We start from the raw sequence: 24,706 nt of genomic DNA, 5'->3' as shown, positions 1-24,706 counted from the left end.
AAAAGAACAGCCGAACAAAATTCGAAAATTTTATTCGGCTTTCTTTATGATTACTATTCTTTTGTCCCAGCCTCTTCCCTCACTTTTAACCTGCCGATTCTCTTATGGCCCCTTTTTGGAGCTGGTACATGTTGTAATAACGCCCCTTCACGTCCATCAGTTCATCATGGCTTCCCCGCTCGACTATTTCCCCGCGGTTTAAGACCATAATCTGATTGGCCTGCCTGATTGTTGACAGACGGTGGGCAATCACAAACGTGGTTCGGCCTTCTTTTACCACTTCAAGTGCTTTTTGAATAACTTCTTCTGTTTCAGTGTCAATATTAGCTGTGGCTTCATCCAATATCAATATAGGCGGATTAAACACGAGTGCCCTCGCAAATGATATCAATTGGCGTTGGCCAGCGGATAACGTACTTCCTTTCTCTTTTACTTCTTCATCAATTCCACCAGGCAGCGAGTCAATCATATCTCCTGCCCCTACCTTGCGTAGAGCGTCTGTGATTTGCCCGCGTGAAATAGAAGTGTCGTTCATACTCACATTTGAGGCAATGGTGCCTGTAAACAGGAAAGGGTCCTGAAGCACAATAGCCATATGTTCCCTTAATTCCTGCTTTGTCATTGAATGAATGTCAACACCATCCACTGTAATTTTACCTGACTGGTGATCATAGAACCGGAAAAGAATATTCATAATTGAACTCTTACCGGAGCCCGTATGCCCCACAAAAGCCGTGGTCTCACCTTGACTGGCCGAAAAAGAAATATTTTTCAGGACATACTGATCTTTCTCATAAGCAAAAGAGACATCTTTAAACTCTACCCCTCCTTTAAAACGGGGCCGCCTTTCTTCTGTTAATGGTATTCCTGTTTCATCCATTAAATTAAATACCCGCTCTCCGGCAATTCTCGCTTCTTCCAGTTGGGCGAGCTGATTGACAATGCCGTTCAACGGTTCAAAAAGCCGGTTTATATAGTCTACAAAAGCGTAGACGACTCCAAGGCTGAAAACCATCCCCACACCTATAGAGCCACCGCCGAAATACCAGATTAATGCAACAAACCCCGCATTTCTAAAAAAATTCAATAAATTAAAAGACGTCATGGCATTTAACGTAAGAAGTTTATTGTTATATTTAAAGTGTTCCTGATTCAGTTTTTCAAACTCGCAGGTAATTTCTTTTTCCCGGCCAAATGCCTGAATGAGCGGCATGCCTTGAATGTTCTCGTTTATTTTTCCATTAATATCGCTTAGCTTTTCACGGATAACGCTATTATATTTTCCGGCATACTGGCGGTATAAAATCATCCAGACAATCAATACAGGAATGATCGTCAAAGTAGCCAAGGCCAGCCTGGAGTCGAGTATAAACAGGGCTGTAAAGATACCCGCCATATAAACCAGACTTGTAAAGAAGGTAGCTAATACACGGACATAAAGCTCTCTGATCGCCTCAGTGTCATTAGTAATTCTTGAAACAATCTTCCCTGTCGGCATACTGTCGAAGTACTGAACCGGCAGTTCATGGACTTTCGCAAAAACGTCTTCTCTCATTTTCTTGATAATCCTGTTGGCAGATGTCTGCAGCCAGAAACTTTGATAGTAATGGAACACTGAGGAAATTAAAATCAGAAGAAGGTAACCTCCCATTAACAGCAGCAAATACGGTATTTCCTGCTGGAAAAATGAATAAATTTCTGCCTGTGTCATAGGAACAGCCTCATAGACTGCCGAATCGTCCCCTCTTGTAATAGTCATTTCGCCATTTTCATAGTTTCGCTCTCCGGCAATTTCTACAGGACTGTCAATAAAATAATAGGTAAGGCCCACTTGAAGCAGGTTAACTTCCCGATCCGCCGGCCAGTCTGTTTCCATACGGTCGGACCGAACAAACTCCCTGCCATTATAGCTGACATCTCCTTCCTCCACTTCCACCCAAGGCTGTTCAATACCGATAATATGATTATCAATCATCGTTTTTGCAATGAACGGCCCCGTTAATTCCGCAGCAGCAGCAATCGCCAGAAAGAAGAGCGCCAGTAAAATCGTTCGTTTGAATTGAACGGCGTATTTTATGAGCCTTTTATCTGCATCTTTCATGAGGCAGGCACCTCCTCTTCTTCTGTCTCTGCATTGGCGGATTGCTGTTTTGCATATTGTTCAGCGTACCAGCCTTTTAATTCTATCAGGTCTTCGTGTGTTCCTGCTTCAGCGACTCTGCCGTGGTCCATAACAAGGATGAGATCGGCATGCCTGACAGCCGACATCCGGTGGGCAGCAATAAATGTCGTTTTACCAGCTCTTTCAGAACGAATATTTTTAACAATAACCGATTCGGTCTTAGCATCCACTGCAGATAAAGCATCATCAAGCAGCAGCAGTTCAGGATCTTTAATTAACGCCCGTGCAATCGCAATTCTCTGCTTTTGCCCTCCGGACAGTGAGACGCCTTTTTCACCAACCAGGGTCTCAAGGCCATGTGCAAACGTTTCTATATCTGCAGTAATGGATGCCTGGTCCATGACCCTCTGAAGGGCGTCCCCGTCAGCCTGCGGATTTCCGAAGAGGATGTTTTCCCTGATGGTCTTTGAAAACAAAAATTGGTCCTGCGGGACATATCCGATCCATTTTTTCAATTCCCTTAATGCAATTTTTTCTATAGGTACACCCGAAACGAATAACTGGTTTTTTTCAATCGGGTACTCCCTGAGCAACTGTTTAAATAAGGTTGTTTTTCCGCTCCCTGTCTTTCCTGTAATGCCTACATTATATCCTTTCGGAATGTGCACATTTATATTTTTAAGCACTTCCCCGCCGGACGAAGGATAGTGAAAGGAGAGATTCTTAATATCTATAGATTCAGGAACCAATTCTCTCAGTCCCTGCCCTTCGCTTATCACGTCTTCTGTATAGCTTAATGTCTCATTTAAACGATCCATTGATGCATTTCCGCGCTGCATCACATTCATTAATTCACCAAAAGCAAACATCGGCCAGATAAGCATTCCTAAATAAATGTTAAATGAGACAAGCTGGCCGAGAGTAATTTCATTTCTGAAAACGAGAAACGCCCCGTAACCGAGTCCAATCATATAGCTCATACCGACTAATATTTTTATCGTCGGTTCAAAAAGCGCGTCAATTTTTGCTACTTTAATATTTTTATCCAGCACATCCTGTGTCTTATTATTAAACCGGTTCTGATCATCTTTTTCCTTCACAAATGCTCTGATAACTCTTATCCCTGAGATGGATTCCAGCACTTGATCGTTAAGATCACCAAAGGCTTCCTGCGCTCCCATGAAGCGTTCATGGATTATTTTTCCGTATTTTTTCATAAGCCATGCCATAAGAGGCAAAGGTAAAAAGGCGGCAATAGTGAGCTTCCAGCTGACAAGGAAACCCATCATAAATAAGATAATAATCAAAAACACGGTGGCATCCACGAGCGTTAATACCCCAAACCCTGTCGTGAGGGAAATCGCTTTTAAGTCATTGGTAGCTTTAGCCATTAAGTCCCCTGTTTTATTTTTCTCGTAAAAGGTCGGTGTCATTTTCATTAAATGGTTCATATATCTTGATCTCATCGTTCTTTCAATAATGAAGGCCCCTCCAAAAAGCTGGCGCATCCACGTGAACGTAATGACATAGATTACCGCCATAAGAACCATAAACAGGAGAATGTAATTTCTCAGACTCTCTTCTGTCAACCTCCCCTGGTGTACGTCATCAATAACGAGACCAATCAGCCTCGGCGGGAGGACCTCTAAAAAACTTGCGAAAATTAACAACCCGATTGCTGTGATGTAGCGCTTTTTATGCTTTTTAAAAAACCAAGTCAATTTCTTTAATACTGAAAACATAGATTGTCACTTCCTATTCAATTTAACTCAGTAAACTAACCTCCGCCTGTCGTTTCCTCCTCTGTTTTTCTAATTCTTCTAACCATTCTCACTTGCAGCATGTTCATCCCTCCAAAATAAATTTTATGTGAACGGACAAAGCCGTTAACACCTGTGATAAATAGACGCGGTTAAAAAGAGGAGAGATGCCTGCGCTTAAATGTCAAGGAGTCTCCCGGATGGCAGGCAACTCAAAAAGTTCTATTTTAATAATTACGTCTACCAGGGTTTGATTAGTAATAAAAAAAGCATGAGATTAGTTAATCCCATGCATTAATTACATTTTTTTACAGTTTTAGGTCATAAAAAAACACATGGTTTTCCTATCCATGTGAACAGCTAAAAAACTTCTGTTAACAGATCTGCCGTTTTTTAAGAAGGAGACCGGTCAGCCGCAGCATGGACAAGCCATTCGTATTCAGTTAGATGAATGTCCATTACTCTCTTTTTCATGCTGCTCTCCTCCTTTCGAAATTTTTAGATAACTTTCATTTTTTATCTTACACCGGGGGAAAGCCCCCAGTCAATACAGTTTTCCAATTTATATGTTGCCTAATCTTTTTCCCCATTCATACCATTCATGGTTCTTTTTTATGTTTAATTTTTTCTTAATATTGCGGCGGTGGTTTTCTACTGTTTTTACAGAAATATTTAAAAGTTTAGCCGAGTCGAGGACAGAGTACCCGCGGACTTTCAGCGTAAATATTTCTTCTTCCCTGGGTGATAAATCACTTGGAATTTCTTCTCCGTGGATGTTTTCATCACCGAACACTTTCAGTATACTTTTTTCCCCGCTGATCACTTTTTCAAAAAAGACCATTAACTCATTTAAGGAGGATTGTTCATAAAAAAGACCATCCAGCTTATTTGTCTCTAACATGTCTTCCAGTTCCCTGACTGGTTCTGTATACATAAATACTTTTTTGCACCCGGGAGCCTGGGTTTCGAGAAGCGACACAATATTTCTTAACCCGCCTGGCCCTGCCAGACGGACATCAATGACAATTAAATCGAATGCATACTGTTTTAAAGCGTAGACAAGCTCTTCAGCAGATTCGCTCATCACCATTGATTCGATTGGATGAACATCTTTAATCAGCTGGATCAGTCCATACCGGAGAAGTTCATGCTTCATTGCTGTCAAAACCCTCATGTCTCATCCTCCTGTACATATAAGTATGTATTTATGCTGTTAACTTAGCATCTTCACGCGGCTTATTCAAGCTTGAACGGATTAAACACACACTTCACAATTAAATCACTCCCCGTTCAAAAAACGCTCACAAATTCACAATAATATAAGGGAAAACACCTATCAACGAAAGCTGTAATATTTATTACTATTTAAACAGTGTTAAACGACGAACAAAATAACACATAAAATTATCAATAAAGGGTAAAGAGTGGGCGTACTTATTTTAGCTTTAGATCCCTTTGCTCTCTCACACATATACAAAGAAAGGAATGTCATCTATGTTTTTTGAAAACGATCCGGTCTTATTAAGCCGAATTTTGACCTATGTTACCCTTGGTTTCCATGCTATCTTTGCCACCATAGGTGTCGGAATTCCGTTAATGATCGCCATTGCTGAATGGATTGGAATTAAACGGAATGACCCTCATTATACACTCCTTGCAAGACGGTGGGCCCGCGGCTTTGTTGTGACAGTGGCTGTAGGGGTGGTCACCGGTACAGCTATCGGTCTTCAGCTCAGTCTGCTGTGGCCTAATTTTATGCAGGCCGCCGGCCACACGATCGGCCTTCCTATGTTTATGGAAGTATTCGCTTTTTTCTTTGAAGCTATTTTCCTTGGAATATACTTATATACCTGGGACCGGTTTAAAAGCAAGATGAAACACTTTTTACTTATTATACCAGTAGCCCTCGGTGCTACCGCGAGTGCTTTCTTTATTACCACCGTAAATGCGTTTATGAATGTGCCGCAGGGATTTGAATTTGTAAACGGCGTATTAACAGATGTCAATCCGCTTGCAGCTATGTTTAACCCGGCTACACCGACAAAAGTATCCCATGTGATCCTGGCATCTTATTTAACATCTGCTTTTATTTTAGGGGCTATTGCAGCGATCCACCTCATCAGAGGAAACAAGCATGTGTATCACAAGAAAGCCCTTCATCTGACAATGGTTTCGGCAGCTATTTTTGCAATTGGGACAGCGTTAGTAGGAGATTTTTCAGGGAAGTATCTCCACGAATACCAGCCTGAAAAATTAGCAGCTGCTGAATGGCATTTTGAAACCGAATCAGAAGCGCCTCTCATTCTGGGCGGTATTTTAACTGAAGATAACGAGGTTAAGTATGCATTGGAAATTCCATATGCCCTTAGTATTCTCTCGGGGGGGACTCCCGACACTGAAGTGAAAGGTCTGAATGAGTTCGATCCCGAAGTGCTTCCGCCTTTATGGATTCATTATTTCTTTGACCTTATGGTCTTTATCGGCATGTTCCTGGCGGCAGTTTCAATTTTATTCGTAGTATTAAGCCGTAAGAAAGGCTGGAACCCGTTTAACAGACCTCTTGCGTGGATGATAGTAGCAGGCGGGCCTCTGTCGATGCTGGCAATCCAGTCCGGATGGGTCTTTACAGAAGTCGGCCGCCAGCCTTGGATATTAAGAGGTTTAATGACTACAGCGGAAGGAGCGACTACTTCTCCGCATGTCGGTTTAATGCTGATCCTGTTCTCGCTCTTATATTTGGTTCTTGGAGTAACGTGCGCCGTGGTGTTAAGGAAAATGTTTAAAGGAAACCCAGTGGAACACGAACTGGAAGAGCGCGGAATCAGCCAGCCTACAGCCTAATAAAGAGAGAAGGTGATTTAAATTGACTTATGAAGTAATTGGAATTACAGTACTGTGGATATTTCTTTACGGCTATTTAATAGTGGCGTCGGTTGATTTCGGCGCCGGATTCTATAGTTATTACACGAAACGCACCAATAAAAACCATATTATTCACGACATCATTCAGCGGTATTTATCGCCCGTATGGGAAGTTACAAACGTGTTTCTCGTATTCTTCTTTATAGGTATTGTAGGCTTCTTCCCTGCCACCGCCTTTTATTACGGGACGGCATTGTTAATCCCAGGGAGTGTGGCGATAATTTTGCTTGCGATTCGGGGCTCCTACTATGCCTTTGCCACGTATGGGGCACATGAAAGCAAAGTGTACACCTTTTTATACGGAGCGACGGGGCTTTTAATCCCTGCATCCTTAACGACTGTTTTAACTATCTCCGAAGGCGGGTACATTTCCTATGAAAACGGGAATGTTGAGCTTCTTTACGGAGAATTGTTTGGAAGCCTTTATTCCTGGGGCGTGGTTATTCTGGCGATTGTCAGTGTCTTGTTTATCTCAGCCTCTTTCTTAACTTATTACGCCTCAAGGGCAAAAGACAGCAACGCACTGGCCTTGCTTAGAAAGTACGCTCTTATTTGGTCATTTCCCTCTATAGGAATGGGGGTCGTTGTCTTTTTATTGTTAAGCCAAAGAAACGCCGAACATTTTCAGAACATGGTAGATATCTGGTGGGTTTTCGCCCTGTCACTAGCAGCGTTTGCCGCAGCCACTTATTTAATCTGGCAGAAAAGAGCATACGGGATAGCCTTTATTATGGTGATGCTTCAGTATTTCCTGGCTTTCTTCGGCTACGGTGCATCACACCTTCCTTACTTGCTGTATCCGTATTTAACCATTTATGACGGATTTACAAATGAAACGATGGCGATTGCTCTCATTGTGGCATTTATTGGCGGTCTTGCGATGCTCATCCCTTCATTATATTTATTGATGAAACTGTTCTTATTCGATGCCGATTATATTGAAGGTAAAAAATAACTGAAGTTAAGGAGGTAATCTTATGGATCTGAACTGGTTTTTGATTATGGTAGCCCCGCCGGCAATGGTTATTGTCACAATTATAGGTCTGTTCTGGTGGGGCGCTAAAGGAAACCCTCCTTCATTTATTGCTGAAGAGGAAAACAACACCCGAAAGGGAAACAGTCAGCGGGACAACTGACCTTTCCTTCACCCTTTTCAGAAAAGAAATAAGAGGCCGGGACAAAAGAATAGTAACCATAAAGAAAGCCGAACAAATCTTATGATTTTTGTTCGGCTTTTCGCTTTTACTGCAAAAGAAGAGGAACTAAGAATAAAGGCAGTGATTTCAGGCCGCCAGGCGGACGCTTGCCCAGGGGCTTGTCTTCAGCTAAATTCAACTCAGCCTAAAGCTTCGTTGAATTGGATCTTCAGACTGCGCTTAATCCCTGTGGCGTCGCCGCCTTCTGTCCTTCAATCAAAAAAAGTTAAAAAATGATGAGGTTCAAAAATCACGAGACGCCTGCAGGAAAAGCATCTTCTGAAGATCCCGCAGGCGCTTTTGCCGAGGAGCTGAAGAGATGCCTGCGGCAAGCGAGTGCATTTATGAACCTCATCTCAACTTATGGTCTATTGTGAATTCATTGTTCGGTTATACTGGATTTAATTTAGTTATGTCCCGGCCTCTTTTTGGTTAATCCTCTGACAAAATATTGCTGATATCTTCAAGTGTCTCATTTGTTAAATTAATATCAATCGCTCTTATGTTTTCTTCCACTTGTTCAGGCCGGCTTGCACCAATAAGGGCGCTTGCTATATTTTCCTGTCTGAGAATCCAGGCCAGAGCAAGCTGTGACAATTTAATATTATAATCAGCCGCTATCCCGCTCAGTTTCTCGACTTTATCCAGTTTTTCATCTGTCAGGAAGCGGTCAATAAACTTTTTTTGTTCCGGATTTGAAGCTCTGCTGCCTTCAGGTATTTTTCCGCCTTTTCTATATTTTCCAGTTAGTACCCCCTGGGCCAGAGGTGAAAAAACAACTTGTCCAATGCCGTGCTTCTCACCGACTGGTATGACCTCTTTTTCTATATACCTGTTCAGCATATTATAGACCGGCTGATTGACAATAATCCGGTCGAGAAGATTCCGGTCAGCAACTCTCACAGCCTCTTCGAGTTGTGCCGCTGACCATTCACTGACCCCGGCATAAAGTATTTTACCTTGGCGGATGAGGTCATCAATAGCTTTGAGCGTCTCTTCCACCGGCGTTTCAGGGTCATACCGGTGACAATAATAGATATCCACATAGTCGAGTCTTAACCTCTTCAAGCTCGCATGCAGCTGTTCAAATATATGTTTCCTGGACAGCCCTTTATCATTCGGCCCTTCTCCCATGGGCCCAAAAACCTTGGTGGCGAGCACATACGATTCTCTTGGATATTTTCTTAAAGCTTCACCAACTACTTTTTCTGCTTCTCCCCGGTTATAGACATTGGCTGTATCAAAAAAGTTCACTCCTGCTTCATAAGCAAAATCAATGGTTTTTACAGCCCCGTCCCTTTCAACGCTGTCTCCGTATGTCAGCCAGCTTCCCAGGCTGATTTCACTCACTTTTAAGCCTGACTTTCCCAATCGACGATAATTCATTTTAATCCTCCTTCACTTCAACAAGCATAATAGTTAGTTCAATTTGTAAACACGTGCTTCATATGGCCGAAGCGTGAAGCTGGAAATATTTTCACTATCTTTCACCTCATAGTTACTGATAAGCAATGTTTTATGGTTAAACACAATGTCTTCAGGTAACTGGAATGCCGGCTCCCCTGCAAAGAAATTTAAAATAACTAACAACTTTTCTCCGTTTACAGACCTCGTATAAACATAAAGTTCTTCGTGGTCTGCCATGTACAACTCATAAGAGCCATAAACGATCACATCTTCCTGCTTACGAAGTTCGATTAATCGTTTGTAATAGTTAAAGATAGAATCCGGATCGGACATTTGCTGTTTTGCATTAATTTCCCTGTAATTAGGATTCACTTTGATCCATGGTGTACCTGTCGTGAACCCTCCGTTTTCTGAATCATCCCATTGCACAGGAGTTCTCGCATTGTCACGACCGGTGGTCCATATTTTCTTCATTACTTCTTCATGTGAAAAGCCCCGCTCTTTCGTATATTCTTTATACATATTGTGAATCTCCACATCACGGTAATCCTCTATTGAAGGAAAGCGGACATTCGTCATTCCGAGTTCTTCTCCCTGGTAAATATACGGCGTCCCTCTCATCGTATGAAGGTAAGTCGCTAACAGCTTCGCAGAAGGTTTATGGTATTGCTTATCATCTCCAAACCTTGATACTTGGCGCGGCTGGTCATGATTATTAAAATACAGGCTGTTCCACCCTCCGCCTTCCATTTCTTTATCCCACTTTGTCATAATACGTTTCAATTCCGGCAGTTCCCACTGCCGCGTCTCCCATTTCCCTGCATGCGTGCCTGGCTGGGCATCCACTGCCATATGTTCGAACTGAAAGACCATATTTAAAAATCCATCGTTTTCATCTGTCATCTTTCGAGCAGAGTCGATAGGCAAAAATGCTGTTTCACCGACAGTCATAATATCATAATGTTTTAAAACACGCTCTTTCATTTCCCCTAAAAACTCCATCAGTCTCGGTCCATTTGCAAAATGTTCAGCAGCAAATTGATAGTCGGAGTCCGGGTCCTTGACTGAGGCATCCGGCAGCCCAGGAGACTTGGAAATATTATTTATGACATCCATCCGGAATCCGTCAACCCCCCTGTCAAGCCACCATGTCATCATTTTATATACATCGTTTCTCACTTCAGTGTTTTCCCAGTTCAGATCCGGCTGGCGTTTTGTAAACAAATGGAGAAAATACTGGTTTGTCCGGTCGTCGTATTCCCAGGCTGAGCCGCTGAAGAAAGACACCCAGTTATTTGGTTCACTTCCATCTGGTTTAGGATCTCTCCAAATGTAATAATCCCTGTATGGATTATCTTTCGATTGCCTTGATTCCACGAACCACGGATGTTCATCGGAAGTATGATTGACCACAAGATCCATAATCAGTTTGATTCCTCTGTCATGCAGAGCATCGAGCAGTTCATCCCAATCGTCCATTGTGCCGAATTCGTCCATAATTTGCTGATAATCGCTGATGTCATACCCATTATCATCGTTAGGAGACTTGTAAACTGGAGACAGCCATATCACATCCACACCTAACTCCTGTAAATAATCAGCTTTTTCAATGATTCCTTGCAGATCGCCAATACCGTCTCCGTTAGAGTCATTAAAGCTTCTCGGATAAACCTGGTAAACTACTGCCTCTTTCCACCATTGCCTTTTCATGAAAACGCCTCCATTTTAAGTTGTTAAGTAACGTCCTATGTATGCCTTTATAGCTCTTATTCTCCCATACCTGAACGCTTCCGTAAAGTAAACGTTTACGTAAAAAGTGTGAACATTTTGTACCTGTCATAGGAAATTAGCAGAACAATACTTCATAGAAAAAACGTATAAGAAAGAACCTCACCTACAAAGGCGAGGCCTATTATCTGAAACTAGTTTTTAGATTCTTCCTTTACAATCTGCCGGACAAGCGGCTCAAACCATTCAGAAAGGGGTTTAAAGCTGTAGCCATTTGCTTCGGCTATAGAGACATCCTGATAAACAGAAACCGGAAAATTTAAAGGTGAACTTTCTGCCCCGCTGCTGGTTGGCTCTATAACTGCTTTCTTTTCTGACGCTGTTTCGATTAATTCAATCATTTTGCCGAGTGTAATCTGATCCGGCGAAGACGAATTTACCGGTCCTGTAAATTCCTGAAAGCCCGTCCAGTAAAGAAATTCTGCTAAATCGTCTGAGTCTGCAAATGATACGGCTGCTTCCGGATGATCCATTCCGATTCTTTGCCCGGCTAATACTTTCCGCGCATGGTAATGAAGTCTTTCAGTATAATCATCCGCACCAAAGACTACTGGCGGGCGCGGTGATGCTACCGGAAACTTTGCTTTCTGGAAAAAAACTGCTTCAGCCTGGCGTTTCCCTTCACCGTAATCAAATTGCTCTTTTCTCCCTGAACGCCATTCATAGGAATAAGGGTCAAAATCTGTTTCACTTTTTTCTGGTTTTTCATTAAACTCATAAACAGATAAGGTTGAGGTTAATACATACCGGTCTGTTCTCCCTTCAAAAATTTCACAGGCATCCAGAGCATCATCCGGGGAAAAGCAGATTTGATCATAAATGACGTCCCATTCTCCATCCTGAAACGCTTTTTCCATTGACCCGCGGTCAAATCTGTCCACCTTGATATGATGAACCCGTTCCCCAAACGGGTGCGGTGTTTCTCCCCTTGTAGCTACAGCTACTTCATCTCCATTGTTTAATAGTTTATGAACCAGCCTTTTTCCAAAAAACTTTGTTCCGCCTAAAACAAGTATTTTTCTCATTTTATCACTCCGATCATTAGTAGTCAGACAATTCTTACTGGTCTATTTTAGTATAACAGGAGTGAAAATAACAGCGTTCCGTTAATTCGCTAACTTAAGTACAGATATTAGCTGAATTGTCAAAGATTTGATGGAAAGGCCGCTTTATTTATGAGAAAATTTAATAGATCTCACGCTTTACTCCTGGCCCGGACGTGGCCTTATTACGGCTGTGGAAGTGTGAAGTGTTAAATTTCGAAGAGCGGGGGACAACTGATGAAACAAGTTTCAAAGTGTATGATAGGCATGGTTGCCTTATCAGTTTTGGCAGGCTGTGCGAACAGTGAAGAAAATGCAAGCGGGGAATCTGATGACATTGGCGGTCAGATGATTTTAGCTACTACTACCAGTACATATGACAGTGGGTTGCTGGATGAACTTGTTCCTGTATTTGAAGAAGAAACGGGCACGGATGTTAAAATTATTTCAGTCGGCTCAGGCCAGGCGTTAGCGATGGGCGAAAATGGAGAAGCTGATGTACTGCTCGTTCATGCCCCTGCTCAGGAAGAAGTCCTGGAGGAGGAAGGAGCAGTAATTAACCGTCATAGAGTCATGCATAACGACTTTGTGATATTAGGACCTGAGGATGATCCGGCGAATATAAACAGTTTACCTGTTGATGAGGCCTTGTCATCTATTGCAGACAATAACCACTCTTTCTATTCCAGAGGTGACGATTCAGGAACGCATTTTAAAGAACTGGATTTATGGGAGAGTGCGCAGGTAGAACCTGATTTTGAGGCTTATGAGGAAACAGGACAAGGTATGGGAGATACACTCAGAATAACTGCGGAAAAAGATGGTTACACCCTGTCAGATCGCGGGACATTCCTTTATTTAAAAGATGTGCTGGATCCTCTTTCTTTTTTAGTGGAAGGCGACCAGTCACTGGAAAACATTTACCATGTGATGCAGGTAAACCCTGACTTGTCAGATCAGATTAATGCTCAGGCTGGCGAAGCATTTGTATCATTCTTTGTACGGGACGATACTCAGATGATAATAAAAAATTACGGAATAGACGAATGGGGAGAGCCTTTATTCTTCCCACATTTAATAGACTGACAGACGCAGGAGGTGCCGAGAGTGGAATTAATCTGGAGAGGTATTATTGAAGCTGTTCACATGATTTTATCAGCTGATCGTGAGGTGCTCCAGATAACCTGGCTCACGCTGCAAGTGTGCCTTTTTTCAACTCTGATCAGTACAATTCTAGGTGTACCTGTCGGCATGCTTTTAGCTTTTAAATCTTTTCCCGGGAAAAAAGCCGTTCTGCTGTTAAGCCATGCAGGCATGGGTCTTCCCCCTGTAGTGGCCGGATTATGGGTGACCATGTTTCTGTGGAGATCCGGCCCCCTCGGTGAATGGCAATGGCTGTTTACAACAAATGCCATCGTACTCGCTCAAATTGTCGTTTCACTCCCAATCCTAATTTCTTTATCTTACTCATCTTTTAAAAAAATTGACAAAGGGACAAGGCTGCAACTGAAAGCCCTGGCTCCTACGAAAATTCAAAGTTTACAGCTCTATTTGAAGCAGGCTCAATTCGGTTTATGGGCCGCAGTAATGGCTGGTCTTGGCAGAGTATTAGCTGAAGTAGGGGCGGCTATGATGGTCGGCGGCAATTTGCAGGGGCAGACAAGGATTCTTACCACTGCTATGGTGATGGAGGTATCGCGGGGCAACTTTGAGATTGCCCTTGCTCTTTCTTTCATTCTAATGACTATTGCGCTTGCCCTTACCTTTATATTGTTAAGACTTCAGCAAAAGGAGGCCTCTGTATGACCCCGCTAATGGAATTCAGAAATATTGTATGTAAGAAATCCGGTAAAACAATTATCTCTCTTGAAGCTCTTGATGTCCAAAAAGGCGAAGTTATTGGCATCATGGGTGAAAACGGAGCCGGAAAATCTACACTCTTAAACGCTCTCAGCCTGCTTGAACTTCCATCAGACGGCAGTATCACATACCAGGGAAATGAAATTAACCTGAAAAAACCGCAGCTTCATATAAGAAGGCAATGGGCGTGTGTGTTTCAGCACTCTTACCGGTTCGTCGGTACAGTTTATGATAACGTGGCAATCGGTTTGAAACTCCGGAAAGTTTCCCCAAAAGAACAACGCCTTCGGGTGATGGAGTGGCTTGCCCGGTTTAACCTTTCCCACCTTTCGCAGGAGAAAGCCCATAACCTTTCCGGAGGAGAAGCACAGAGGATGAACCTTGCCCGTGCTTTTGTACTGGAGCCAGAAGTATTATTTTTAGATGAACCATTCTCTGCCCTCGATGTGCCTGCAAAAATGCATATGCTGGACACCTTACGCGACGTATTAACCGAAACTAAGACTACGGCCTTTATGATTAGCCATGATTTAACCGAAATAGAATTTCTCGCCAGTTATTTTATGTTTATACATAAAGGAAAAGTAGCTGATCAAGGTCATGCAAAAACTGTATTCCAGAACCCTTCCTCTGACTTAAATAAATTCCTTTTTCCTTGGAAAAAAGCCCGTCAAAACCAGGCCTTTACTTTTTACTAATCCGTTTCCTGTCCCCTTCTACTGCTGCTTACAGGGCGGATAGGCCCCTATCCTTTCAAGCAACCCTCACATTATTATCGCCCTTCAGATACTCTCCTCCCCTCATTAAATTTTTCTTGACGCCGTTATTTGTCCCTCTTTAGACTGAAAGTGTACTAATCTCCATAATACACTTTCAGGTGTTTCTGTTAAGGCACCTGTTAATTAAAGGCGGTGACAGTAATGTTTTTTCATATAGACACAAAAAGTAATGCTCCTTTATATGAACAAATCATTCAACAAGTTAAAGAGATGTGCGCCAAAGGGTTGCTTATCCCTGATGAAAGGCTGCCCTCTGTAAGAGAACTATCTTCACATATGGTTATAAACCCGAATACGGTCAGTAAAGCTTACCAGGAACTGGAACGGCAAGGGATCATCGTTACCGTCCGCGGCCGTGGAACATTTATTTCCAAAGAAACAGACCGTACAATCGACCCGGGCAGATTAAAGGCGATCAGAGAGTTTTTAAAGGAAGCAGTCATTGAAAATTATTACGCAGGCTATTCCAAAAAAGAGCTTATTGAATTATTGGAAGAGGTATATGAAGAAATGGAGGGAAAAACAGATGAAAATTAGCCGCGTGTCGAAAACCATTCATGGCAAATACATTTTGTCAGATATTAATTTCTCAATTGAAACAGGAAGTATTATAGGCGTAATCGGAAGAAATGGGGCAGGAAAAACAACTCTTTTACGCACCATGACCGGAATCCTAGACCCAACTAAAGGCGATGTGACAATTGATGGTTACAGTATATTTAAAAAACCGCAAATAAAAGAACAAGTTATATTCGTGCCGGATTCTTCGGAAGCTTTTAAAAATTACAGCACAAAGGAAATTTTAACCCTTTACAAAAATATTTATCCAAAGTTTGATGAAGAGTATTTTTATGGATTAATGGAACGCTTTTCCCTTCCCTCTGTCAAAAAAACAGGTGCTTATTCTAAGGGTATGAAGGCACTTTTCTCCCTTATCATTGCTTTCTCGACAGGCGCCAGGTATATATTGCTTGATGAACCGACTGACGGGCTGGATGTCATTGTTAAAAAACAGGTGCTGCAAATTCTGATCGAAGAAGTAGCCGCAAAAGACGTGTCAATCATTATATCCTCACACAGACTGGATGAGTTGGAATTCATGGCAAATAAAATAATTATGATTAAAGACGGAAAAGTAGACAGCCTATATGAAATTGAAGAAATGAAAGAAATGTATAAAAAGGTTCAGCTTGTTTTCAAAGAAACGATGCCTCAAAACCTGAAAAAAGAGGTTACTATATTGGATCAGACAGGAAGAGTTTACACAGTAATAATGGATAGAAATGATCCAAAGATACAACATATGATTGAAGAAACAGAACCCCTTCTCTTTGAAGAGCTGCCATTATTACTTGAGGACATTTTTGTGGCTAAATTAGGCGGTGTCAGCCATGTTTCATAAAGCTCTCTGGTATCAGAATTATAAACAAACCAGGATGATTATATGGATTATTCTTACTTTATTCATTATTCATATGCCTTTTCAGTCAGTTCTTTCACTCGAAACGTGGAAAGAGAGAGAGGAACAAGCCAATCAAGCAGAAGGATATGTGTATGAAGTTCAAAAATGGGATGTATTGCAAATATTTTCCCAAGGCACTCTCCCTGTCTTTTTATCTTTTTCTATTATTGCTTTAGCATGTTTGCTCATTGGATTAGAAAGGAATACAAGAAGAAACGATTTCACTTTTTCACTGCCTTTTTCGAGAAAAGATTTATTTTTAGCTAAGTGGCTTTATGGGATTTCAGCCATTTTTTTCTTTCATGTTATTAATTTTTTTACAGCTTTTTTTATTATTTATCAGTCGGATTATTCGACTGCCCTTTATCTCGTTTCCTGGATTGAAATTTTCTGGGGCCCGCTTTTAGGATTTATAATGTTTTTTACTTTCGCTCTATTGATTGGAACCTTTACAGGGGAAATGATCTCCCAGGTCGGACTGACCTTCCTGTTGGGTTTCTTGCCTCAAGGGGTGTTTGCATTAATTCAATCTTTTACAGAAGTTCATTTCCGATATATTTTCAGCTTGCCGGACTGGATTAATTATTTAACCCCGTTCCACTATGTTTTTAATCAGTCAGGAGAGATACAGTCGGTCGTGCTTCCGTTAATTTTTACCGGGCTTTTTCTTTGGCTGAGTACTTACCTTTACGAAAAAAATAAAATTGAACATAATGGAGAATTTTTAATTTTTAAAGTGCTGAATCCTGTATTTCTTACAGGTATAACAATAGGTATTTCTTTGGCAGGCGGAATGATTGTCTCTGCGCTGGCCCCATGGAGCGCGGATGCTTTAAGGGTAATTGCGTATTGGATCGGGTTTACTACATTTTTATTGTTTGCTTTACTGATTGGAAGGCGGATTGTCACAATGAATATTCAATTTTATGGAAAACCTTAATTATTTCATCTCCAAGTGCCTGCGGCAGCCAGGGGTTTTTCCAGTAAATTTCATATAAATAAAACGGTTGCAAAACATGTATATACAAATTATAATGGAGATAGTTAAGATATTTGTATATACATGTTCTTGTTATTAATGTAAACGATTTATTTAGGAGGGTAATTTATGCAAAAATACGAACGGCAAGTTCGTGAACTCCTGGAAGCTATTGGAGGAGAAGAAAACGTTGATAAAGCCACTCATTGTGTGACAAGACTTCGATTTGCTTTAAAAGACGAATCTAAAGTTGATTCTGAAAAGCTCGAATCTATTGATATCGTTAAAGGGTCTTTTTCCACAAACGGACAGTTTCAGGTGATTATTGGACAAGGAACTGTTGATCAGGTTTACCGGGAACTGGTTGCAATGACTGATATCGGTGAATCTTCCAAAGATGATGTGAAGTCCGCAGGTTCCAAAAAAATGAATCCTTTTCAAAAAGCGGTCAAAACATTAGCTGATATTTTTATACCTATTTTACCTGCCATTGTAACTGCTGGTTTATTACTTGGTTTAAATAATATTTTAACCGGTGAAGGTATTTTCTTTGACGAAGCACTTATCGAAGTGTATCCGCAATGGGCGGATATGGCTGAAATTATTAATATCATTGCAAGCGCAGCCTTTGCTTTCCTCCCCGCTTTGATCGGCTGGTCAGCAGTGAGGCGTTTCGGGGGCAGCGACCTGCTCGGTATTGTTCTTGGTTTAATTATGGTTCACCCTGACTTGTTGAATGCCTGGGCTTATGCAGATGCGCAGGCTGCCGGCGACGTGCCAATGTGGAATCTGTTTGGCCTGGAAGTTGAAGCAATAGGCTATCAAGGACAAGTATTACCTGTTTTATTCGCTTCTTATATTTTATCTAAGATCGAACTTTTCCTTCGAAAACGGGTTCCTGATTCTATCCAGCTCCTTGTTGTAGCTCCAGTGGCACTTTTAGCTACCGGATTTATCACTTTTGTCGCTATTGGTCCACTGACATTTGCGTTAGGTAACGGGATTACCGGCGGATTTGTATGGTTGTTTGATGTTCTTCCTGCTTTAGGCGGTTTAGTTTACGGTATCATGTACGCACCTTTAGTTATCACTGGAATGCACCACGCCTTTCTTGCTGTCGACCTGCAGCTCACAGGAACTGGCGACGGAACGTTCTTATGGCCGATCCTTGCTTTATCCAATATCGCTCAGGGTTCTGCCGCATTAGCAATGATGTTTGTGTCTCGAAGTGAAAATCTCAAAGGGCTTTCAGGTACATCAGCTGTATCAGCTTATTTAGGTGTTACGGAACCTGCTATGTTCGGGGTTAATATCCGGTACAGGTATCCGTTCGTCTGTGCCATCATTGGTTCAGCAATTGCCGGAACGTTTATTTCAATCAGTGGGGTATTAGCCTCAGCCATTGGCGTTGGCGGAATCCCTGCCTTCTTATCTATCTTCCCTCAAGACTGGGTGCCATTTTTCATAGGTATGTTTATTGTGCTTATTGTGCCTTTCACTTTAACTTACCTCTATGGAAAATTTGTTTCTAAAGAAGAAGTTTAAGTCATTATGTGCGGCTCTGCTTTCAGGCAGAGCCGCTTTTTATTGGCCCTTTCCTGAAGGGCCTTTCTTTTTTTGACATACATTCTTTCTTAAAGGGGTATACAAAGTTTAAAAGAGAGCGTTATTATTTAGTTACAGATCCAGTTTATGTCTGACAGGGAGGATCATTGTGAAAAACTTCTCATTATATCGTATAATTGTTATTGTAGGAATGTTTATAAAATTTGTCGTTCAACTTTATTTTTTTAACAAAAGAAATAAAACATGGGATGCCCAAACTCAGGAAAAATGGGAAGAGCTTCTAAAAAAACAAGCTGAAGAATATAGGGAAAAAGCGATTAAACTGGAAGGCTTGATGATTAAAGTCGGGCAGTTTCTGAGTACAAGAGCGGATATTATGCCGGAAGTATTTTTAAAAGAGCTTTCCGGGCTCATCGACCAGGTCCCCCCTGTTCCTGCTGACATATCCAAAAAGATTCTGGAAGACGAATGGGGTCAGCCCATCGAAAATTATTTATCGGAGCTAAGCGATAAACCCGTAGCTTCCGCTTCAATTGGAGAAGTGTACAAAGGCAGATTGACTAACGGCCAGGAAGTAGCCATTAAAATTCAGCGCCATAATATTAAAAAAATTATTCATACGGATTTTAAGGCGTTACGCATTGTTTTATGGATAACAAGTACCTTTACAAAATTCGGAAAAGAGATAGATGGGAAAGCCCTCTATAAAGAAGTCGTTACCATTATCGGCAATGAGCTCAATTACGCTAAAGAATTAAAAAACGGCCAGTATTTCCAGAAAAGGTTTCATGACAGTAATGATTATTATATCCCCCAGTTTTATGAAGAATACTCTACACGTAAAGTGCTGGTCATGGAGTGGATGGAAGGAAGAAAAGTGACTGATATCTCCTTTTTAAAAGAGAATCAGCTTGACCGGAAAGAAGCTGCCCGCAGAGTATTTCAGTTTTTCGTCGACCAGCTGCTGGATTACGGAATGTTTCATGCAGATCCCCATCAGGGAAATATTCTTATAACAAAAGATGGTATGATTGTTATTATAGATTTTGGCATGGTGGGTGAAATTTCAAGGGAAGAAACACAGCAAATCAGAAAAATGATCCAAGGGTTTGTTCTTGATGACTATGAACTGGTAATAAGCCAGTTGCAGGAGCTTGGCTTCCTCCTTCCCCATGCAAATAAATACAAGCTTCAGTCATTACTGAGAACTTACGTGGATATGTATTTGGAACAGGATATTAAACAGCTCGATGAAGAAGTGGTTCAGGAAATTTTCAGGGACCTTCAGGAAATTGTCCACGAACAGCCTATCCAGCTTCCTGCCGAATTTGCTTTTCTCGGCCGGGCCGCTTCAATAGGACTGGGTGTCTTGACGATTATCGATCCTGACATAGATTTTATGGCTTTGGGAAAACCTGTTGTCACACAGTGGCTTGAAGAAAACAATGAAGATCCGGGAAGCCTTAAAATGCAGGTTATTAAGGATTCAGCGAAACCTTTACTATCGCTTCCCCGTAATATAAATGAGTGGCTTGAAGCTCCAACTTATCAGAGAAGATCGGAAGAACGCCGGCAATGGAGACAATTTGACCATCAGCGCCAGTTGATGATGGCCGGTATTTCAGCTTTAACTTTTCTGCTGTCTTTAGTATTTTTATTGGTTTCTATTATAATGGCGCATTCTTATCTTCTGCTCGTCACGTCAGTTCTGACAATTATTTCATTTACAATAAGTATCTTAACGTTTATCTTGCATAAACGCTGGGTGGATAAATTCCGAAGATAAGCGGGAAATTATTTTAAGGAGGGCTATCAAATGAGCAATTTACTGAAAACAGGTTTTTTATTAGGATTAGGTGCTGCCGTATCAAGCAAGGAAAAAGTGGAAAAGTATATTGACGATCTTTTATCGAAAGGGAAAGTGACTCCTAAAGAGGCAGATGAATTATATCAATCCCTCTTGAAAAAAGGAGAGGAAACGGAAGAACAATGGTCTACCCGCTCTAAAGAGAGAATGCGTTCAGTCATGGAAGATTTAAACATTGTCTCAAGAGACGAGCATTTACAGCTCAAACAAAAAGTAGAAGTACTTGAGCAGAAAATCATGCAGCTGGAACACGATAACAAACAAACGAATGATGACAATCAAAGCGAATTTTAATTAAGCAGCAGTCTCCCGGACTGCTGCTTTTTTTTATGATGACAAGAAGGTGAAATTTTTCCTTGAATATTCCCGTACCTTTGCTGTCAAGCTATATTTATAAAGACTGCTTAAAGTAAAGGAGGGTGAAAATGACTATTGAAAAACTCCACGCCGGAGACACGGTTTATATTATTCAACGTAACCCCCATACACAATCTGTTGCTCATATCCAGGAAGCTTATATTGTAGATAATCCTTTCCAACCGGGGGAGCTTTCACTTTTTTTTAGAGATGAATATTATCCTCTGACTGACGATTTCGCAATGTTCACAAGTTATGAAGAAGCTGAAGAAGTCTACAGGGATATTTTTAATCCAAATGATGAGGAGCTGGATTTCCACCCTATTCATGAGGTATACAGATTATGATAAAACCTTTCGTCCCTCAGCTTGTTTATATAGAGCCTGGCGCACTTGAATATCCAGCCGGGGTTCAACTGAAGAAAAAATTTACTGAGATGGGAATTGAAATAAGAAAAACCACTTCCCATAATCAGGTAAGAGATATCCCGGGCAAAAATGATTTACAAAAATACAGGAATGCAAAGTCCACACTGGTTGTCGGTGTGAGAAAAACACTTAAATTTGACACATCCAAGCCGTCAGCCGAATATGCTATTCCTCTGGCAACCGGGTGTATGGGCCACTGTCAGTATTGTTATCTTCAAACGACTATGGGAAGCAAGCCTTATATAAGGACATATGTAAATACAGACGAAATTTTTGAGGCGGCTGAACAATATATGAAAGAGCGTGCGCCGGAAGAAACCCGTTTCGAAGCAGCATGTACGTCTGATATCGTAGGAATTGACCATTTAACACACTCTTTAAAACATGCCATCGAATACTTTGGTAAGTCCAAATATGGAAAACTGCGGTTTGTGACAAAGTATCATCATATTGATCACTTACTGGACGCGGACCATCAAGGAAAAACGCGTTTTCGTTTCAGCATCAATGCAGATTATGTCATAAAAAGCTTTGAACAAGGAACCTCTCCTCTTAATGAAAGAATTGGCGCAGCAGCTAAAGCAGCCAAAGCCGGCTATCCTCTTGGTTTTATCATTGCACCTATTTATTTGCACGAAGGGTGGAAAAAAGGGTATAAGGAGATGTTTGAAAAGCTTTATGACGAGCTCCCTGCTTATGCCCTGGATGATCTGACATTCGAACTGATCCAGCACCGTTTTACAAAGCCGGCCAAGCGGGTCATTCAAAAAAATTACCCTATGACAAAACTGGAGCTTGACGAGGAAAAAAGAAAGTACAAGTGGGGAAAGTACGGAATTGGAAAGTACGTATACCAAAATGACGAGCAGGAAGATATTCAAAAAACACTGTATGAGTATCAACAGCAATTTTTCCCTGAAGCCACCATTGAATATTTTACCTAATAGATGCTTTAACACAGGAAACCGTGAAGCAAAGGCAGGCTGTCTCACGGTTTCCTGTTTTTTTTGTTGGTGCCTCTGCGCCGCTTCGCTTGCTCGTCGCAGGTGATAGGTGCTACACCGGTAGCACCTACTTCTCTGTTACTCTTTTATTACTTGCTTATACGGCCGTTTTCTCCTGATTTCTCCCTGATACATTTGTAGGTGCTACACCAGTAGCACCTACCTCCCTGTTACTCTTTTTGCGCTTGCTTATGCTTCCGTTTCCTCCTGATTTCTTCCTGCTACGTTTGTAGGTGCTACACCAGTAGCACCTACCTCCCTGTTACTCTTTTTGCGCTTGCTTATGCTTCCGTTTCCTTCTGATTTCTTCCTGATACGTTTGTAGGTGCTCCTGCGCCGCTTTCACTTGCTCGTCGCAGGTGATAAGTGCTACACCAGTAGCACCTACTTCTCTGTTACTCTTTTGTTACTTGCTTATGCTTCCGTTTCCTCCTGATTCCTCCCTGATACGTTTGTAGGTGCTCCTGCGCCGCTTCGCTTGCTCGTCGCAGGTGATAGGTGCTACACCGGTAGCACCTACTTCTCTGTTACTCTTTTTTAGCTTGCTTATGCTTCCGTTTCCTCCTGATTTCTCCCTGCTACGTTTGTTGGTGCTCCTGCGCCGCTTTCGCTTACTCGTCGCAGGTGATAGGTGCTACGCCGGTAGCACCTACCTCCCTGTTACTCTTTTTTTAGCCCTTCTCTGCTCCCCTTTGAAAAAATAAACTGCTTTAGCCTCAAGAGCTAAAGCAGTTTAACAGAGCTTTACAAGTTTTCCTGTCTCTTTGACAGGAACGGTCTAAGAGAGAGTCGTTCAGTTGCTTTTTCTTTTTTTCTTGCCTGTTTTTTCTTTTTTAAGCTCTTCTTCTCTCTTTTGTTCAGATGTATGTACTTGAAACCAGATGAATCCCCAATAAGCTCCAATAGCGAGAAAAACAAGGAGGTATATTGTGCTTCTTATCAGCTCGGGAGTTGAAAGCATGACAGAAAAATCAAACTGATAAGATATGATCAAACTTACAAGCATATACAATAACCACAATTTTATTCCGAAGTGGTAAAGACCTTCTTTCACAATAAAAGATGTTCTTCCTTCTTTAATTCTTTCTCTCATTCGGTTCTTTCGTTTACTCAAAGATTTATTCCTCCTGATGCTGCAGAAACTGTAATTCCATTCACAGTATACTTTATAAACAGCCAGTTTGCCACTTTGCATCCAGCTTGTGCTATAAAGGAAATTACTGGGGGGACAGACCCCCCAGTAATTTACAAATAAGTAACTTCACTGGCGTGAAGTTACCTAATTATAAACAAATTTGTATTCAGCAGCATCGCCTACTGATTCATAGCCTATTTTCATATATATGGAATTAGAAGCAGGATTTTCAGCGTCTGTGTTTAAACTGCAGAAGCGGAAGCCTTCATTTAATAAACGCTCACTCAGGGCACCTACGCAACTGGTCGCATAACCTTTCCGCTGGTATTCCTCAGGAGTGTAAACGAAATTAACAACCACTCCGTTTTTTAATTCTCTGCCTTTTTTAGCCATTGAAACGGGCGTGCAGTGTTCATCTCTCCAGAAATAAACCTGATTGTTCCTTATTTCCCTCCGAACCGTTTCTTCAAGGTTAGGGTGCTCTGTTATCCCTAATGCTTCTTCTTCAAATTCTTTTGTCCATGCCAAAACTAATGCGATATCATCTTCAGTTGCGTAAGTTAACCTCCCGGGATTTCTTTGGAAACTTTTAAGTTCCTGGAGCTGGTAAATCTTTTGTTTCATAGCCTGCTCCACTCGGCAGGATGTTAATTTAGCCCATGCCTCAGAGAAAGCTTTAGCTGTATTTGAGCAGCCTACCACTCCTGGCAGCTCCGTTCCTTCCTCAGCTAACCAGCGGGCTGCCTTTTCCACTCCTGAGCCCGTTCCACAAATAATCAGGTTTCTCGGAGGAGTTCTTACCATCACCACTTCCACTTCTCCTTTATCATTTTCCCCTGCTGCCATGAAAATGCCTTTGGAATAGTCCGGTGATCTCTCTTCTTCTTTAGAAAATTGCCGGAGTATACCGAGAGGAAGATTATGGGTCACTTCTTTTTTCAAAAGGAAATCCTCAGCTCTATTTAAAATATGAGAGGCAGAATTATACCGGGTGAATTTCATAATTAGCCCTCCTTCCAGCTTAATTTACC

The 24,706-nt window shown here is 41.6% G+C and carries 22 protein-coding genes; 14 read left to right on the top strand and 8 right to left on the bottom strand.

Going from position 1 to position 24,706, the window contains the following annotated elements; all coding sequences use genetic code 11:
- Positions 1–85 precede the first annotated feature (85 nt).
- The 3 genes from K8O68_RS14765 to K8O68_RS14755 all read right to left on the bottom strand — a co-directional run bounded on the left by K8O68_RS14765 (position 86) and on the right by K8O68_RS14755 (position 5,056).
- Positions 86–2,101 (bottom strand): ABC transporter ATP-binding protein, encoded by a 2,016-nt coding sequence (locus K8O68_RS14765; protein WP_230897625.1) that lies wholly within the window; start codon positions 2,099–2,101, stop codon positions 86–88.
- Complete coding sequence (locus K8O68_RS14760; protein WP_230897624.1) at positions 2,098–3,864, bottom strand: ABC transporter ATP-binding protein; 1,767 nt, start codon at positions 3,862–3,864, stop codon at positions 2,098–2,100. The genes K8O68_RS14765 and K8O68_RS14760 overlap by 4 nt, the downstream gene beginning before the upstream one ends.
- A 580-nt stretch (positions 3,865–4,444) precedes the next feature.
- Entirely contained in the window at positions 4,445–5,056 is a 612-nt protein-coding gene (locus tag K8O68_RS14755; protein ID WP_230897623.1) for a response regulator transcription factor, read from the bottom strand.
- 320 nt (positions 5,057–5,376) lie between these two features.
- On the opposite strand from K8O68_RS14755, the gene K8O68_RS14750 reads away from it, so the two are divergent.
- From K8O68_RS14750 to cydS, 3 genes are read left to right on the top strand one after another with little or no spacing between them, the layout of a single operon-like run.
- Complete coding sequence (locus K8O68_RS14750) at positions 5,377–6,723, top strand: cytochrome ubiquinol oxidase subunit I (RefSeq protein ID WP_230897622.1); 1,347 nt, start codon at positions 5,377–5,379, stop codon at positions 6,721–6,723.
- 22 nt (positions 6,724–6,745) lie between these two features.
- Positions 6,746–7,759: a cytochrome d ubiquinol oxidase subunit II gene (locus tag K8O68_RS14745; RefSeq protein ID WP_230897621.1), complete on the top strand. Its 1,014-nt coding sequence runs from the start codon at positions 6,746–6,748 to the stop codon at positions 7,757–7,759.
- Positions 7,760–7,781: 22 nt separating this feature from the next.
- Positions 7,782–7,940, top strand: a complete 159-nt coding sequence (gene cydS / locus K8O68_RS14740; RefSeq protein ID WP_230897620.1) for a cytochrome bd oxidase small subunit CydS family protein — start codon at positions 7,782–7,784, stop codon at positions 7,938–7,940.
- Between the two features lie 492 nt (positions 7,941–8,432).
- Here the strand turns inward: cydS and K8O68_RS14735 are convergent, their stop codons facing one another.
- From K8O68_RS14735 to K8O68_RS14725, 3 genes are all read right to left on the bottom strand, one after another.
- Positions 8,433–9,386 carry an aldo/keto reductase family protein gene (locus tag K8O68_RS14735; RefSeq protein WP_230897619.1) on the bottom strand — a complete coding sequence of 318 codons (954 nt, stop codon included), beginning with the start codon at positions 9,384–9,386 and terminating at the stop codon, positions 8,433–8,435.
- Between the two features lie 33 nt (positions 9,387–9,419).
- Entirely contained in the window at positions 9,420–11,117 is a 1,698-nt protein-coding gene (locus K8O68_RS14730; protein WP_230897618.1) for a glycoside hydrolase family 13 protein, read from the bottom strand.
- A 212-nt stretch (positions 11,118–11,329) separates the two neighbouring features.
- Entirely contained in the window at positions 11,330–12,220 is an 891-nt protein-coding gene (locus K8O68_RS14725; RefSeq protein WP_230897617.1) for an NAD-dependent epimerase/dehydratase family protein, read from the bottom strand.
- Positions 12,221–12,475: 255 nt separating this feature from the next.
- Between K8O68_RS14725 and K8O68_RS14720 the strand changes: the two genes are divergently transcribed.
- The 11 genes from K8O68_RS14720 to splB all read left to right on the top strand — a co-directional run bounded on the left by K8O68_RS14720 (position 12,476) and on the right by splB (position 22,480).
- On the top strand, positions 12,476–13,324 hold the full coding sequence (locus K8O68_RS14720; protein WP_230897616.1) for an ABC transporter substrate-binding protein: 849 nt from the start codon (positions 12,476–12,478) through the stop codon (positions 13,322–13,324).
- Positions 13,325–13,345: 21 nt separating this feature from the next.
- Positions 13,346–14,044, top strand: a complete 699-nt coding sequence (locus K8O68_RS14715; RefSeq protein ID WP_230897615.1) for an ABC transporter permease — start codon at positions 13,346–13,348, stop codon at positions 14,042–14,044.
- Positions 14,041–14,796 carry an ATP-binding cassette domain-containing protein gene (locus tag K8O68_RS14710; protein ID WP_230897614.1) on the top strand — a complete coding sequence of 252 codons (756 nt, stop codon included), beginning with the start codon at positions 14,041–14,043 and terminating at the stop codon, positions 14,794–14,796. The genes K8O68_RS14715 and K8O68_RS14710 overlap by 4 nt, the downstream gene beginning before the upstream one ends.
- A 222-nt stretch (positions 14,797–15,018) precedes the next feature.
- The gene (locus tag K8O68_RS14705; protein WP_230897613.1) at positions 15,019–15,414 is read left to right on the top strand and encodes a GntR family transcriptional regulator; all 396 of its coding nucleotides are present in this window, start codon (positions 15,019–15,021) and stop codon (positions 15,412–15,414) included.
- Complete coding sequence (locus K8O68_RS14700; protein ID WP_230897612.1) at positions 15,404–16,279, top strand: ABC transporter ATP-binding protein; 876 nt, start codon at positions 15,404–15,406, stop codon at positions 16,277–16,279. The genes K8O68_RS14705 and K8O68_RS14700 overlap by 11 nt, the downstream gene beginning before the upstream one ends.
- On the top strand, positions 16,269–17,279 hold the full coding sequence (locus K8O68_RS14695) for an ABC transporter permease subunit (protein WP_230897611.1): 1,011 nt from the start codon (positions 16,269–16,271) through the stop codon (positions 17,277–17,279). Before K8O68_RS14700 ends, K8O68_RS14695 begins: the two co-directional genes overlap by 11 nt.
- Positions 17,280–17,447: 168 nt before the next feature.
- Positions 17,448–18,863, top strand: a complete 1,416-nt coding sequence (treP, locus tag K8O68_RS14690) for a PTS system trehalose-specific EIIBC component (protein WP_230897610.1) — start codon at positions 17,448–17,450, stop codon at positions 18,861–18,863.
- 169 nt (positions 18,864–19,032) lie between these two features.
- The gene (locus K8O68_RS14685; protein WP_230897609.1) at positions 19,033–20,670 is read left to right on the top strand and encodes an ABC1 kinase family protein; all 1,638 of its coding nucleotides are present in this window, start codon (positions 19,033–19,035) and stop codon (positions 20,668–20,670) included.
- A 30-nt stretch (positions 20,671–20,700) separates the two neighbouring features.
- Positions 20,701–21,045: a phasin family protein gene (locus K8O68_RS14680; RefSeq protein ID WP_093048296.1), complete on the top strand. Its 345-nt coding sequence runs from the start codon at positions 20,701–20,703 to the stop codon at positions 21,043–21,045.
- 131 nt (positions 21,046–21,176) lie between these two features.
- Complete coding sequence (locus K8O68_RS14675) at positions 21,177–21,455, top strand: transcriptional regulator SplA domain-containing protein (protein ID WP_230897608.1); 279 nt, start codon at positions 21,177–21,179, stop codon at positions 21,453–21,455.
- Entirely contained in the window at positions 21,452–22,480 is a 1,029-nt protein-coding gene (gene splB, locus K8O68_RS14670; RefSeq protein WP_230897607.1) for a spore photoproduct lyase, read from the top strand. The genes K8O68_RS14675 and splB overlap by 4 nt, the downstream gene beginning before the upstream one ends.
- Positions 22,481–23,333: 853 nt before the next feature.
- On the opposite strand, the gene K8O68_RS14665 is transcribed toward splB, so the two are convergent.
- Together K8O68_RS14665 and K8O68_RS14660 are read right to left on the bottom strand one after the other, a co-directional pair.
- Positions 23,334–23,654 carry a hypothetical protein gene (locus K8O68_RS14665; RefSeq protein WP_230897606.1) on the bottom strand — a complete coding sequence of 107 codons (321 nt, stop codon included), beginning with the start codon at positions 23,652–23,654 and terminating at the stop codon, positions 23,334–23,336.
- A 165-nt stretch (positions 23,655–23,819) separates the two neighbouring features.
- Positions 23,820–24,677: a GNAT family N-acetyltransferase gene (locus K8O68_RS14660; RefSeq protein WP_230897605.1), complete on the bottom strand. Its 858-nt coding sequence runs from the start codon at positions 24,675–24,677 to the stop codon at positions 23,820–23,822.
- Positions 24,678–24,706: the final 29 nt, after the last annotated feature.

It is taken from the genome of Salipaludibacillus sp. CUR1, from assembly GCF_021028955.1.
Classification (GTDB): Bacteria; Bacillota; Bacilli; order Bacillales; family Salisediminibacteriaceae; genus Salipaludibacillus.
The sequence above is the reverse complement of the archived record's forward strand: the minus strand, read 5'-3'. Positions and strand labels throughout refer to the sequence as shown.